The organism is Methylobacterium isbiliense, assembly GCF_022179325.1.
Classification (GTDB): domain Bacteria; phylum Pseudomonadota; class Alphaproteobacteria; order Rhizobiales; family Beijerinckiaceae; genus Methylobacterium; species Methylobacterium isbiliense.
In genome coordinates this window covers 68,757-79,546 of the sequence record NZ_BPQQ01000036.1, presented here as the reverse complement: position 1 = coordinate 79,546, position 10,790 = coordinate 68,757, and the positions used below count along the sequence as shown (strand labels likewise).

The following is a 10,790-nucleotide window of genomic DNA, read 5'->3' as shown; positions in this document are numbered from 1 at the left end:
GTTGCTCGTGATGTCGAGCTGTGCGTTGATGCCCTTGAGGGTCGTTAGCGCCGTCATGGCCGAGATGTTGGTGAGCAGGCTCGTCACTGTCGTCGACCTCGTCATGCGGCGGCCCGCCACGCCACGCACGCATGGGCATGGTGTCGTGTCCGGGGAGCAGGCCGCGGTGTTCGCTGGTTGCGCCGGCGCGGCCCGCCGCGGGAGGGGATGGGCCGGCACGGCGGCGCGCGGATGCGGCGCCGACCGCAACTTGGCCACGGACCCGGTTAATCGCGGGTTAACCTAAACGAATTGCTGCACAAATCGTGATCGGCGGTGCGGCCCGGACATCCCGTCGGCCCGCGCCGCCCTCCCCGTCGCGCCTACAGGCCGCTCGCGGCGCTGCGCCGGCTCTTCCGCCATTTCAGGAAGGCTTGGTACAACTCCTCCTTGTCGGCCGTCGCGCTCGGCTGCTGCTCCTTCAGGAACTGCGCCGATTCGGAGGCCGCCATCGCCTCCTGCCCGCGATGGGCATCCAGCCACTCCTGCGCCGGCCGGAACCGCGTCCAGCCGCTCACGCTCGCGGCGAGGTTCACGTCGCGCCATTTGGGATGGCGCTGCGGCGACAGGAATGCGTCGAATTTGCCGAAGAACGCCTCGACGAACCGCGTCAGCTTCCTGTAGCGGGGCGACCCCTTGGGATGGTTGTAGACGCCGAGCACCGAGCCGACCGCCAGCGTGTCGATCGTCCCCGAGGTCAGGAGCTTGGGATAGTCGCTGCTGGCGAGGCTCGCCGGGATGTAGGCCTCGTGCACGGAGTCGGTGAACCGCGCCGGGATGAGGTGGAACTTCCCGCCCGGGTCGAAGCCCGCGATGATCGAGACCGGCTTGGCGGCCACCGACACCACCGCATCGAGCTCGCCCTTGCGCAGCATGTCGAGGGCGGTGGGCTGATCGACATTGACCGCCTCCACGGCGATGCCGAGGCTGCGGAACATCGCCCGCCCGCTGTAATCCGTGCCGCTGCCCTTGACGTCGAAGCTGACCCGCTTGCCCGCGAGCTTGCGGGCATCGTCGATTTCGACCGGGCCGATGATGTGCAGTTCGTCGTCGAACAGCTTGGCGATGTACTGAATGTGCCGCTCGACGTTCTGCAGCCGCTTGTCCTGGCGCAGCTGCTCGAGCGTGTCGGTGCGCAGGAAGGCGAGGTCGATCCCCTTCAGGAAGCGCAGATCGTAGGCATTCTGCCCGGCGCCCTTGCCCAGCACTGGCAGGACGCGCAGGCGGTCGGCATCGTCCAGCACGAAGGCGAGATCGGCGCCGATGCGGAAGTAGGTTCCGCCCGGCGTGCCGGTGATGACCGCGACGGTCGCGGCGTTCATCCGCTCGCCGAGGGTGAGTTCGCTCGTGGCGTCGTCTCCCGCCGGCTGGCTGCTGCCGGCCTGGGGCTGTTCGGCCGCCCGGGCCGCGGCGGTCTGGCCGGCCAGGAGGCCGAGGCAGTGTGCGGCCATCGCGACCAGAAACCCGGCTCGTCTCCCACGCATGGTGTCCTCCCTGGGGTGTGGCTCAGCGGGCCGAGATCTCGCGCACGGAGGTCGCCAGCGTCGGCGCCGGCTTGCGCGAGGCGCGGTCGGCTGCGTCGTAGTAGTGGCGGGCGCGCTCGGGGTCGGGCTGCAGCCCCTGCACGTTCCAGCTCCGCAACACGGCCGCGTCGTAGGTCTGGGCGAGGAGCCGCAGCGCCTCCGGATCCTCGCCGGCGGCCGCCCGCTGCAGGAAGAGCCGCGCCCCGCTGATGTTGCCGAGCTTGATCGCCTGCTGGGCGCGGGCGACGAGCGTCCTGGGCGACGGGTCGGCGGCGGGGGCGGCCGGCTGGGCCGCGGCGTCGCGTGCGGGCAGGACCGGCGCCGCCTTCGACGCCGGCATCTCCCGCGGGGCGGCCGGTGGCGCGGCTACAGCCGGCGCCGGTGCCGGTGCCGGGGCGGCGTGGCGCACGGGCTCGGCACCGCGAGAGGGCGGTTCCGGACTGGCCCAGGCCCGCACCGCCGGCTCGTCCGCGCGCACGACCGGGGTTATGGGCGGCGCAGGCACCGGGGCTGCAGGCATCGGGGCCGCTGCTGCCATGGAGGACGGCGCGAGGCGCTCGGCCGACTGCGCCTTGGCGGTGTCGGCCGGGCGCGCCTGCCTCAGTTCCGGGACGATCACCGTCGTCGACAGCGTTTCGGTTCTGAGCGAGGCCGACCGCTCGGATTTCGGCAGAACCGCCACCACGCTCGCCACGATCGGCGAGGACAGGCTCGATGCCGCGAGCGCCGGCAGGGTGATCGAGATGTTCTCGAGGTTCCAGGAGCTGATGTCGATGGTGCGCGCGTCGCCCGACACGGTCGCGTCGTGCACGATGTCGGAGACGACCGTGCCGGAGGGCAGACCGACGATGTACACCGACCCGAGCTTGCCGCTCAGATGCGCGACGTTGCGCACGGGCAGCGACAGGCGTTCGCCCTGGGCCGCCTTGACGGTCGTCAGCGGTTTGGCCTCGCCCAGCACCATCTCCTGCGGGTGCGGCGCGGCCCCGGGCGCCGGAGGCGTGCCGGTCTGCGCGGAGGCGGATGAGCCGACCAGGTACAGGCCCGCCGAGATCAGCGTGATCGGCCTGCGCGCCTCGCCGGAAGGGCATCGGAGGGCGTGCGATCCTGCTCGCATGGCGTGATCTCCCTGGTTCTTCTTGTGCGCCGGCGTTCTGTGGCTCCGGATGACGCCGGTTTCGCGCGAGCGGCCCGGTGCGGGCCTTCGTCCGAAGTCCGGTCGGGCCGGTGCCGGACATCTCGCCGGTTTGCGGTGCGCAGCCCGGATCCGCCTGGCCTTGGCGACAGCATGGTTGCCGGCACGGCTCGGTCTGCAAGCCGATTCACGCCAACGGGTAGATCTTGGATGGGAAACAGATGTCGTGATTTGCTTTATTTAAGTTTTGCTTGCGCATTTATTTGCGCGCGCATGTCTCTTTGGGGGTAGTCCGTTTGTCCACGATGGGCGAGGAGTCCTGCCGGACGGCATGGACCGCCACGGGATGGCCGAGCCTACCGGCCGCATCGGAGCCGGATCGGCCGGGATGCCCGCGCAGCCATGGAGGTCGCGGCTCGGCCCCCTCGCCGTAGGCCACTCGGGGCGTGACGGAGCGGCCGCCGTCGCGGCCCTGTCGAGGATCCGGCGACCCGCGGCCCGCACGGTTCGCGGTGATGGTCCCGGCTGTCGGCCGGTCACGTCCTGGTGCGGTAGGCCTCGATCCATGCTGGCGTCAGGATCTCGCCACCAGCTGTCGTGATCCAGGGCTGCAGATCGGGCGCCTTGAGAGCGCGCCGCGCTTCGCGCAGGGCGGCCCGCAACGTCGCGAACGCGACGGGTTCGACCGCCCTCGTGGCCTTCGTATTCAGATCCCAGACCGTCAAGTCGGCCGGCCGATCCAGATCGGTCACTGTCACTCCGATCCTCCCTGCGCATCTGTCGCTTGTTGAAAGTCATGCGCCGGTTGGAGATGGCATAACACGTTGCATCAGGGCGACCGATCGAACTCCGGAGTGGTAGAGAGTGGCGGATGGCGCATCCGGCACGGCGCCGCCCATGCCTCGACCGAACGGCAAGCCGCTGCTGAAGACGATCCAGGATGACCGAATACGAGGCGTGGAGCGTGACTTCGGAATCCGCCTGATCCCGATCCGTGATCGGCCCGGCCTTCCTGCCGCATCCCGGCGGCGAAAGCGCGGTTCGGATGGCGGGTGCAGGCCCTCCCGTCGGCGCCCGTTTCCCTGCGCAGGCGATGGCGCTGCCGGCCAAGTCGCAGGGGCCGTGTACACTCATCGCGCACCCGCAGCGGTTGAAGCCGCCGGTGGCCTGCGGAAGCGTGGCCATTGAGGCGTTTCGTCCTGCTCTGCGACTAAAGACTCATATCGCCCTGCAGAGTTTTGAGGCGGCTTTCGGAGAACAGCGCATTGACTTGCGCGTTGCCATTCTAGTTATGGGAATGATGTATTGCGGAGTAACGCGGTGAGAGATTCGACGATGAATGACGAGGACGAGTTTGTGCCGGCCGGCGGCGGCCCGATCGAGATGGTGAGCGACATCGTAGCCGCCTACGTCTCGCACAACAGCCTTCCCTCGAGCGAATTGCCGAGATTGATTGAGGTCGTGAGCGAAGCGATCAACACGCTGCGGGCCCCGCCCGCCCCCGCGGTCGAGGAAGCCGCCAAGGTGACGCCGGCTCAAATCAGGAAATCGATCACGCCCGACTTCCTCACGAGCTTCCTGGACGGCAGGTCCTACAAGTCGCTCAAGCGCCACCTGACGAAGCACGGGCTGACGCCGGACGAGTACCGCAGCCGGTTCGGGCTGCCGCGCGACTACCCGATGGTGGCCCCGAACTACGCCGCTCAGCGCTCCGAACTCGCCAAGAGCCTCGGGTTGGGCCGGGGACGGCGGACCCGCGCCCCGCTCGTCACGCATTAGGGGGGGTGCCGCCGCGCACCGGGCGGGAACCGTCCGGGGTGCCGTGTCCCCGTCGCATCGCATCGCGTCCGCCGGAATGCAGTCTTTACTATTTGTTAACTTAATATTCCTGCGGCCGCCATTGACTAGCCATATTCCACGCCCAAGTTTTCCCGGTAATAGCGTGGAGTATGGCATGACAGCATCCGCCGAAGGCAATGCCGGTACTGGGTCTGGCACGGTCGAGATGGCAGCCGGCCTGGTGTCGGCCTATGTCTCGAACAACCCGCTGCCGATGTCCGAGCTGCCGGGCCTCATCGAGAACATCCACGGTGCGCTGGTGCAGCTCGCCCAGCCCGCCGCCGCGTCGCCCGAGCCTCCGGTTCCGCCGGTGCCGATCAGGAAATCGGTGACGCCGGACCACATCATCAGCCTCGAGGACGGCAAACCCTACAAGACTCTCAAGCGGCACTTGGCGCGTCTCGGGCTCACGCCCGACCAGTACCGGCAGAAATGGGGCCTGCCGTCGACCTATCCGATGACCGCCGCGAACTACGCGGCGCAACGCTCCGAACTCGCCAAGAGCATCGGGCTCGGCCAGCAGCGCAGCAAGGGGCGGCGGGGCAAGGCGCCCTGAGCCTCCGTCGCCGGCGCGGCCACCGGGTCAGCGGCGACGAAAACGCGGACGCCTCGGTGGATTCTTCCCCGAGGCAACCCGCCGAAGCCGCTCCGGAGGGTCAGGCGCGCTCGAAGATCAGGTTGAGGCGGGTGCGCTCGATGCGCCGGTAGCCGTGGCTGGTCAGCAGCGCGGCGAGGTCGGTCTGCCAGAGGTCGGTCCCATCCTCCAGGATGATGAGGCCCGGGTGCAGGCTGGGGGGCGCCGTGCGCAGGAAGGGCTCCAGGATCAGGTCCTCGGCGCCCTCGGTGTCGAGCTTGATCGCATCGATGCGCGAGATGCCCTCGCCGCGCACCAGATCGAGGAGCGTGACGGCCGGGACCTGGATCGCCGCGCCCTCGTTGGTGCCGACGACCTTGAGGCTCGACTCGCCGCTGTTGCGCTGGTCGACGAACAGGGTCAGCTCGCCCGGCGCGTCGGCGACCGCGCAGGCCACCGCCTTGACGGTTCCGAACGGGTTCTGGGCGATGTTGAAGGCGAGCTTGTCGAAGATGTCGGGCTGGGGCTCGACCGCCAGGATGCGCGCGCCAGGCCCGCTCTGACCCGCGACGAACAGCGTGTAGGCTCCGACATTCGCGCCCACGTCGATGAACACGCAATCCGGCCGCAGCCGCTCGGCCAGCAGCCGCCGCTCCACCGGATCGAAGAACTGCGGGGTGAAGAGCACCTTCTTCTCGCAGTTGTTGTTGTAGGGGTGCAGGCGCATGCGGGCGCCGTAGCGCTCGACGTCGAGAGGTCGGCCGCGCAGCATGCGGATGGCGAAGCGGCGCAGGATCAGCGCGAGGCGGCGCGCGCCCCAATCCTCGTCCGGCAGGCGCTGGGTCTGCGCCACGATCCAGCGCACGAGGCCGGTGGGGGCATAGGTGCCGAAGGGCTGTGTCGAGTGTGTCATCTCGTCGGGTCGTGACAACGGGTGCGCGCCTCTTGCCACCGCGCGCCCGCGCCCGCAACGGGACGGCGCTTGCGGCGGCGGGGCGCGCTGGCTAGACGCGACGGCGCCCTCGGCAGAATGGCTCGGGGCCACGTCTGCCTCAATTCCTTCCTGTCGCATCAGTCTCGCCGCCGAACCGGTGACCACGGCGGCGACCGGTGCAGAGCCCGGAGCCGTCTCATGCTGACCTTCGATTCCGACGGCGTGCGGATCGCCTATATCGACGTCGCGCCGCCGGCCGGCGCGGGCGATCCGGTGCTGCTGATCCACGGCTTCGCGTCGAACCACGCGACCAACTGGGTCAGCACCTCCTGGGTGCGCACGCTCACCGAAGCGGGCTACCGGGTGATCGCCCTCGACAACCGCGGCCACGGGGCGAGCGAAAAGCTCTACGATCCGGAGGCCTACGCCTCCGAGCTGATGGCGGACGATGCCCGCCGCCTCCTCGACCATCTCGCCCTCCCCCGGGCCGACGTGATGGGCTACTCGATGGGCGCGCGCATCACCGCCTTCCTGGCGCTCATGCATCCCGACCGGGTGCGCTCGGCGCTGCTCGGGGGGCTCGGCATTCACCTGGTCGAGGGCAAGGGACTGCCCGCCGGCATCCCGGACGCCATGGAGGCACCGTCGAGCGACGCCGTTGCCGACCCGGTCGCCCGCTCGTTCCGGATCTTCGCCGAGCAGACCCGCGCCGACCTGCGGGCGCTCGCGGCCTGCATGCGCGGCTCGCGGCAGACGCTCACGCGCGGCGAGGTGGCGCAGATCGAGGTGCCGACCCTCGTCTCGGTGGGAACGCGGGATCCCATTGCCGGCCCCGGGCAGCCCCTCGCCGCCCTCATGCCGAACGCCCGCCCGCTCGACATCCCGAACCGCGATCACAATCTCGCGGTAGGCGACAAGGTGCACAAGGCGGGTGTGCTGAGCTTCCTGGCCGAACGGCCCTGAGCTCGGCCCCGGCCGGCACCGTGCCGGATCCTGCGCTCGGTCTGCGGCGCACCGGCATCCACGTCGTCGGACAATGCTCTAATGCGGCCGCGGCCGCAGCCGGCTGCGGCGGGCGCGCACGCTGGTCATCGCCAGCTTGAAGACGCGGCGCTGGTGCTGATCCTCGACCCGGATCGCGCTCCGGCTCCAGTCGCAGGCAAGCTCGTCTTCGCAGAGCAGGTCGGTGGCCAGCCGCGCAGCCCGCTCGAGCGCGTCGGCCGGGCTGGCCAGCTCGATTCCCTCCGAGTCCAGGATCACCCGGCGCCCGGACTGGAAGTGGAAGTAATACGTGGTCATCGGGCGCTCGCGTCGCGGGGCGTCGGTCATTTCGACCACATTGCGTCGGGCACAATCAGATAACTCACGATTTCCGGGAAGAGAATAGCCAGTTTGTACGAATGTGAATTTGGAAGCGCTGCCGTTCACGGCGTTATACTGTTCAGGAGTATCGCTGGGCTGGCGCCTTCTCGAAGGAGGAGTATCGGCCCCGAGGGGCTTCCCGGACCGCCGATCCGCTCCGCGCAGCCGGATGCACGAACGCAAAAGGGCCGCCCGAAGGCGGCCCCCTGTCCGGCGCTCGGCCTGCTCAGTAGCAGCGGGTCACGTAGATGCGCTGCCAACCGTAGGGTGTCCAGCGCGTCCGCGGGACCTGGTAGCAGGAGCTGCCGTAGTATCCGTCGTCGTAGCCGTAATAGCCGACCGGGGCGTAGCCGCCGTAGCCGTAGTACGGATAGGTCGAGGCTGCCGCGAGGCCGAGCCCCAGACCGAGACCGAGGCCCGCCGCACCGTAGCCCCAGCCCCGGCGGTAGCCCCAGCCGCCATAGCCGAAGCGGGCCCCGCGGAACCCGTAGCCGCCGTAGCCGCCGCGAAAGCCCGCCCCGGCGAAGCCGCCCCGGTATCCACCGAAGCCGCCCCGGAAGCCTGGTCCGCCGAAGCCGCCGCCGCGGAAGCCTGCCCCGGCGAAGCCGCCCCGGAAGCCGCCACCGCCGAAGCCACCGCCGCGGAAGCCGCCGCCACCGAAGCCACCACCCCGGAAGCCGCCGCCGCCGAAGCCGCCGCCCCGGAACCCGCCGCCCCCGAAGCCCCCGCGCGCCTCAGCGAGAGTCGGCACCAGCAACAGCGCTCCTGCGAGCGCCGCGGACGCGAACATCACTCGTTTCATCGTGAACTCTCCCGTCGTGAGGATCACGCCCCCAATGCCTCACACGGAGAAACGCTGCGGGAGGCGTTTCGGTCCGTGCTGCAAAAAGTCGTGATCGACTGCTATCGGGTCGGCGCGGCCGGCCGGCGCCGCGATTCTCCGGGACGATGGATGCGCATGACCCGCCGCGGTCTGATTCTCGCTGCCGCTTTCGCGGCTTTCCTCTTCGGGCAACCGGCTCGCGCAGCCGGGACGGCGACCGCGGCCCCGCCTGCGGGCTGCCAGCCGGTGACGCACGAGGGCGAGCGCTTCGTCGCCTGCACGGTCGACCTGCGCCGGGCGCGGGTGAGGCTGTTCTGGCGCGGTGCCGACGGGCTGCCGTACGGCTCGCTCAGCCGGCTGGCCTCGGCACAGGGGGCGGGCCTCGTCTTCGCGATGAATGCCGGCATGTACGATACCGGCCTCGCGCCGGTCGGCCTCTACGTGGAGGAGGGCCGCGAGCTGAAGGCGGCCAACACCCAGGACGGGCCGGGCAACTTCCATCTCAAGCCGAACGGCGTGTTCTACGTCAGCGGTACCAAGGCCGGCGTGGTCGAGACCGGGCGCTACCTGCGCGGGCGGGTGAAGGCCGAGTACGCCACCCAGTCCGGCCCGATGCTGGTGATCAACGGGCGCATCCATCCCAAGATCTCGACCAACGGCCCCTCGCTCAAGATCCGCAACGGCGTCGGCGTGCGCCCGGACGGGCACAGCGCGGTCTTCGCCATCTCGGAGGGGCCGGTCACCTTCGGGGCCTTCGCCCGTCTGTTCCGCGACGGCCTGAACTGCCCCAACGCGCTCTTCCTCGACGGGAGCGTGTCGAGCCTCTACGCGCCCGCGCTCAACCGCTCCGATCTCGGCCGGCCGCTCGGCCCGCTGGTCGGCGCCGTGCCGCGCTGAGGCAGGGAGCCCCGTCGCCGCGACCCCGTCGCCGCGACCCCGTCGCCGCGATCCCGCCCGTTTCCTTCTCGCCCCACATGCCCTACCTGGGGCGGCGATGAACCGCACAGCCCTCTACGCCGGGTCCTTCGACCCGATCACCAACGGCCATCTCGACGTCATCCGGCAGGCCTGCCGCCTCGTCGGACGGCTCGTCATCGCCATCGGGGTGCATCCGGGCAAGACGCCGCTGTTTGCCGCCGACGAGCGGGCGGAGCTGATCCGCGCCACCTGCGGGCCGCTCGCGGCCGCCGAGGGGGCGAGCCTGGAAGTCGCCACCTTCGACGACCTCGCGGTGGCGGCGGCTCGGCGCGCGGGCGCCACCCTGTTCATCCGCGGCCTGCGCGACGGCACCGATCTCGACTACGAGATGCAACTCGCCGGCATGAATGGCGTGATGGCGCCGGAGGTGCAGACCGTGTTCCTGCCGGCCTCCACGGGCGTGCGGCCGATCACCGCCACGCTGGTCCGCCAGATCGCCGCCATGGGCGGCGACGTGCGGCCGTTCGTGCCGCCGCTGGTGGCCGAGCGCCTCGCCGCCCGCTTCACCCGGTCCTGAGGCGAGGGCTGCGACAGCCCCCCCGCTCACCCGCACGAGAAGGAGTTTTCCCGGATGACCCGCTGGATCGCCGCCCTGGCGTTCACCCTCGCGGCGGCCTTCGCCGCCGTCACGCCCGCCACGGCCCAGGGCGCGCCCGACGCCAACACCGTCTATCTCGACACCAAGGACGGCCGCATCACCATCCGGCTGCGCCCGGACCTCGCGCCCAAGCACGTGCAGCAGATCAAGGCGCTGACCAAGCAGGGCTTCTACGACGGCGTGCCGTTCCACCGCGTGATCGACGGCTTCATGGCCCAGACCGGCGATCCGACCGGCACCGGCACCGGCAAGTCGAGCCTGCCCGACATCCCGGCTGAGTTCACCGCCACCCCGTTCCGGCGCGGCACCGTCGGCATGGCCCGCTCGCAGAACCCGAACTCGGCGAACTCGCAGTTCTTCATCTGCTTCGGCGACGCGTCCTTCCTCAACAACCAGTACACGGTGGTGGGCGAGGTCACGGCCGGCATGGACGTGGTCGACAAGATCAAGAAGGGATCGAGCGCCGCCAACGGGCAGGTGCAGAACCCCGACAAGATCGTGCGGATGCAGCTCGCCCAGGATGGCCGGTAGACCGCGCCTCGCCGCGGCGACCGCCGCCGTCATGGTGGCCGGAAGCGCCGCGGCGCAGGTCGACGAGGTCGACGAGGCGCCGCCGGTGCTCTCGCTGCCGACGACGCTGCGCGCGACGGTGCGGGTGCCGGTGGCGCGCGACGGCCTCGTCTCCCCGGCCGACACGCTGGTCCAGCTCTACCCGGCGCTCGCCGCCTGCTGGAGCCCCCTCCTCGGCCTCGGCCGTGCCCAGATCACCGCCCGGCTGAGCCTGACGCGGGACGGCGCCCTTCAGGGACCGCCCCGCATCACCTACGCGAGCGTCGCCCCGGGCCGGCGCGGCGCGCTCGTCGACACCACCCTGAAGGCCCTGCGCGCCTGCACGCCCGCGCGCCTGACGCCGGGCCTCGGCGGTGCCATCGCGGGGCGTCCCATCGCCCTGCGATTCGTGTATTCCGGAACCTAAGGAGAGCAC

General features: G+C 70.3%; 14 protein-coding genes. 8 read left to right on the top strand and 6 right to left on the bottom strand.

Features of this window, described 5'->3' with window-relative positions:
- Positions 1 to 362: 362 nt before the first annotated feature.
- The 3 genes from MFF61_RS16420 to MFF61_RS16410 form a co-directional block, all read right to left on the bottom strand.
- Positions 363 to 1,523: a TAXI family TRAP transporter solute-binding subunit gene (locus MFF61_RS16420; RefSeq protein WP_238236196.1), complete on the bottom strand. Its 1,161-nt coding sequence runs from the start codon at positions 1,521 to 1,523 to the stop codon at positions 363 to 365.
- 22 nt (positions 1,524 to 1,545) lie between these two features.
- On the bottom strand, positions 1,546 to 2,679 hold the full coding sequence (locus tag MFF61_RS16415) for a hypothetical protein (RefSeq protein ID WP_238236193.1): 1,134 nt from the start codon (positions 2,677 to 2,679) through the stop codon (positions 1,546 to 1,548).
- A 554-nt stretch (positions 2,680 to 3,233) separates the two neighbouring features.
- Complete coding sequence (locus tag MFF61_RS16410; RefSeq protein ID WP_238236191.1) at positions 3,234 to 3,449, bottom strand: hypothetical protein; 216 nt, start codon at positions 3,447 to 3,449, stop codon at positions 3,234 to 3,236.
- Positions 3,450 to 3,691: 242 nt separating this feature from the next.
- Here MFF61_RS16410 and MFF61_RS16405 point away from each other — a divergent pair, with 242 nt between their 5' ends.
- The 3 genes from MFF61_RS16405 (at position 3,692) to MFF61_RS16395 (ending at position 5,092) form a co-directional block, all read left to right on the top strand.
- Positions 3,692 to 4,021: a hypothetical protein gene (locus MFF61_RS16405; protein ID WP_238236190.1), complete on the top strand. Its 330-nt coding sequence runs from the start codon at positions 3,692 to 3,694 to the stop codon at positions 4,019 to 4,021.
- A gap of 11 nt (positions 4,022 to 4,032) precedes the next feature.
- The gene (locus MFF61_RS16400; RefSeq protein WP_238236189.1) at positions 4,033 to 4,476 is read left to right on the top strand and encodes a Ros/MucR family transcriptional regulator; all 444 of its coding nucleotides are present in this window, start codon (positions 4,033 to 4,035) and stop codon (positions 4,474 to 4,476) included.
- A 175-nt stretch (positions 4,477 to 4,651) separates the two neighbouring features.
- Positions 4,652 to 5,092 (top strand): Ros/MucR family transcriptional regulator, encoded by a 441-nt coding sequence (locus MFF61_RS16395; RefSeq protein ID WP_238236185.1) that lies wholly within the window; start codon positions 4,652 to 4,654, stop codon positions 5,090 to 5,092.
- Between the two features lie 100 nt (positions 5,093 to 5,192).
- Here the strand turns inward: MFF61_RS16395 and MFF61_RS16390 are convergent, their stop codons facing one another.
- Positions 5,193 to 6,023, bottom strand: a complete 831-nt coding sequence (locus MFF61_RS16390) for an FkbM family methyltransferase (protein ID WP_238236184.1) — start codon at positions 6,021 to 6,023, stop codon at positions 5,193 to 5,195.
- Between the two features lie 219 nt (positions 6,024 to 6,242).
- Between MFF61_RS16390 and MFF61_RS16385 the strand changes: the two genes are divergently transcribed.
- On the top strand, positions 6,243 to 7,007 hold the full coding sequence (locus tag MFF61_RS16385) for an alpha/beta fold hydrolase (protein WP_238236182.1): 765 nt from the start codon (positions 6,243 to 6,245) through the stop codon (positions 7,005 to 7,007).
- A gap of 78 nt (positions 7,008 to 7,085) precedes the next feature.
- Here MFF61_RS16385 and MFF61_RS16380 read toward each other — a convergent pair whose 3' ends face one another.
- The gene (locus MFF61_RS16380; protein WP_238236179.1) at positions 7,086 to 7,343 is read right to left on the bottom strand and encodes a DUF6894 family protein; all 258 of its coding nucleotides are present in this window, start codon (positions 7,341 to 7,343) and stop codon (positions 7,086 to 7,088) included.
- 289 nt (positions 7,344 to 7,632) lie between these two features.
- The gene (locus MFF61_RS16375; RefSeq protein WP_238236176.1) at positions 7,633 to 8,208 is read right to left on the bottom strand and encodes a hypothetical protein; all 576 of its coding nucleotides are present in this window, start codon (positions 8,206 to 8,208) and stop codon (positions 7,633 to 7,635) included.
- A gap of 156 nt (positions 8,209 to 8,364) precedes the next feature.
- Between MFF61_RS16375 and MFF61_RS16370 the strand changes: the two genes are divergently transcribed.
- The 4 genes from MFF61_RS16370 (at position 8,365) to MFF61_RS16355 (ending at position 10,781) form a co-directional block, all read left to right on the top strand.
- A complete protein-coding gene (locus MFF61_RS16370; RefSeq protein WP_238236175.1) occupies positions 8,365 to 9,126 on the top strand; it encodes a phosphodiester glycosidase family protein in 762 nt (253 codons plus the stop codon).
- Positions 9,127 to 9,223: 97 nt separating this feature from the next.
- Complete coding sequence (gene coaD, locus MFF61_RS16365; protein WP_238236172.1) at positions 9,224 to 9,724, top strand: pantetheine-phosphate adenylyltransferase; 501 nt, start codon at positions 9,224 to 9,226, stop codon at positions 9,722 to 9,724.
- A 54-nt stretch (positions 9,725 to 9,778) separates the two neighbouring features.
- Positions 9,779 to 10,336, top strand: a complete 558-nt coding sequence (locus MFF61_RS16360) for a peptidylprolyl isomerase (RefSeq protein ID WP_238236171.1) — start codon at positions 9,779 to 9,781, stop codon at positions 10,334 to 10,336.
- A complete protein-coding gene (locus MFF61_RS16355; RefSeq protein ID WP_373324712.1) occupies positions 10,326 to 10,781 on the top strand; it encodes a UCP034077 family protein in 456 nt (151 codons plus the stop codon). The genes MFF61_RS16360 and MFF61_RS16355 overlap by 11 nt, the downstream gene beginning before the upstream one ends.
- The last annotated feature ends 9 nt before the right edge of the window (positions 10,782 to 10,790 follow it).

Excerpts from the sequence above, each read along its gene's own strand:
- MFF61_RS16420 (WP_238236196.1), bottom strand. The coding sequence starts at position 1,523 with ATGCGTGGGAGACGAGCCGGGTTTCTGGTCGCGATGGCCGCACACTGC.
- MFF61_RS16415 (WP_238236193.1), bottom strand. The coding sequence starts at position 2,679 with ATGCGAGCAGGATCGCACGCCCTCCGATGCCCTTCCGGCGAGGCGCGC.
- MFF61_RS16400 (WP_238236189.1), top strand. The coding sequence starts at position 4,033 with ATGAATGACGAGGACGAGTTTGTGCCGGCCGGCGGCGGCCCGATCGAG.
- MFF61_RS16395 (WP_238236185.1), top strand. The coding sequence starts at position 4,652 with ATGACAGCATCCGCCGAAGGCAATGCCGGTACTGGGTCTGGCACGGTC.
- MFF61_RS16390 (WP_238236184.1), bottom strand. The coding sequence starts at position 6,023 with ATGACACACTCGACACAGCCCTTCGGCACCTATGCCCCCACCGGCCTC.
- MFF61_RS16385 (WP_238236182.1), top strand. The coding sequence starts at position 6,243 with ATGCTGACCTTCGATTCCGACGGCGTGCGGATCGCCTATATCGACGTC.
- MFF61_RS16380 (WP_238236179.1), bottom strand. The coding sequence starts at position 7,343 with ATGACCACGTATTACTTCCACTTCCAGTCCGGGCGCCGGGTGATCCTG.
- MFF61_RS16375 (WP_238236176.1), bottom strand. The coding sequence starts at position 8,208 with ATGAAACGAGTGATGTTCGCGTCCGCGGCGCTCGCAGGAGCGCTGTTG.
- MFF61_RS16370 (WP_238236175.1), top strand. The coding sequence starts at position 8,365 with ATGACCCGCCGCGGTCTGATTCTCGCTGCCGCTTTCGCGGCTTTCCTC.
- coaD (WP_238236172.1), top strand. The coding sequence starts at position 9,224 with ATGAACCGCACAGCCCTCTACGCCGGGTCCTTCGACCCGATCACCAAC.
- MFF61_RS16360 (WP_238236171.1), top strand. The coding sequence starts at position 9,779 with ATGACCCGCTGGATCGCCGCCCTGGCGTTCACCCTCGCGGCGGCCTTC.
- MFF61_RS16355 (WP_373324712.1), top strand. The coding sequence starts at position 10,326 with ATGGCCGGTAGACCGCGCCTCGCCGCGGCGACCGCCGCCGTCATGGTG.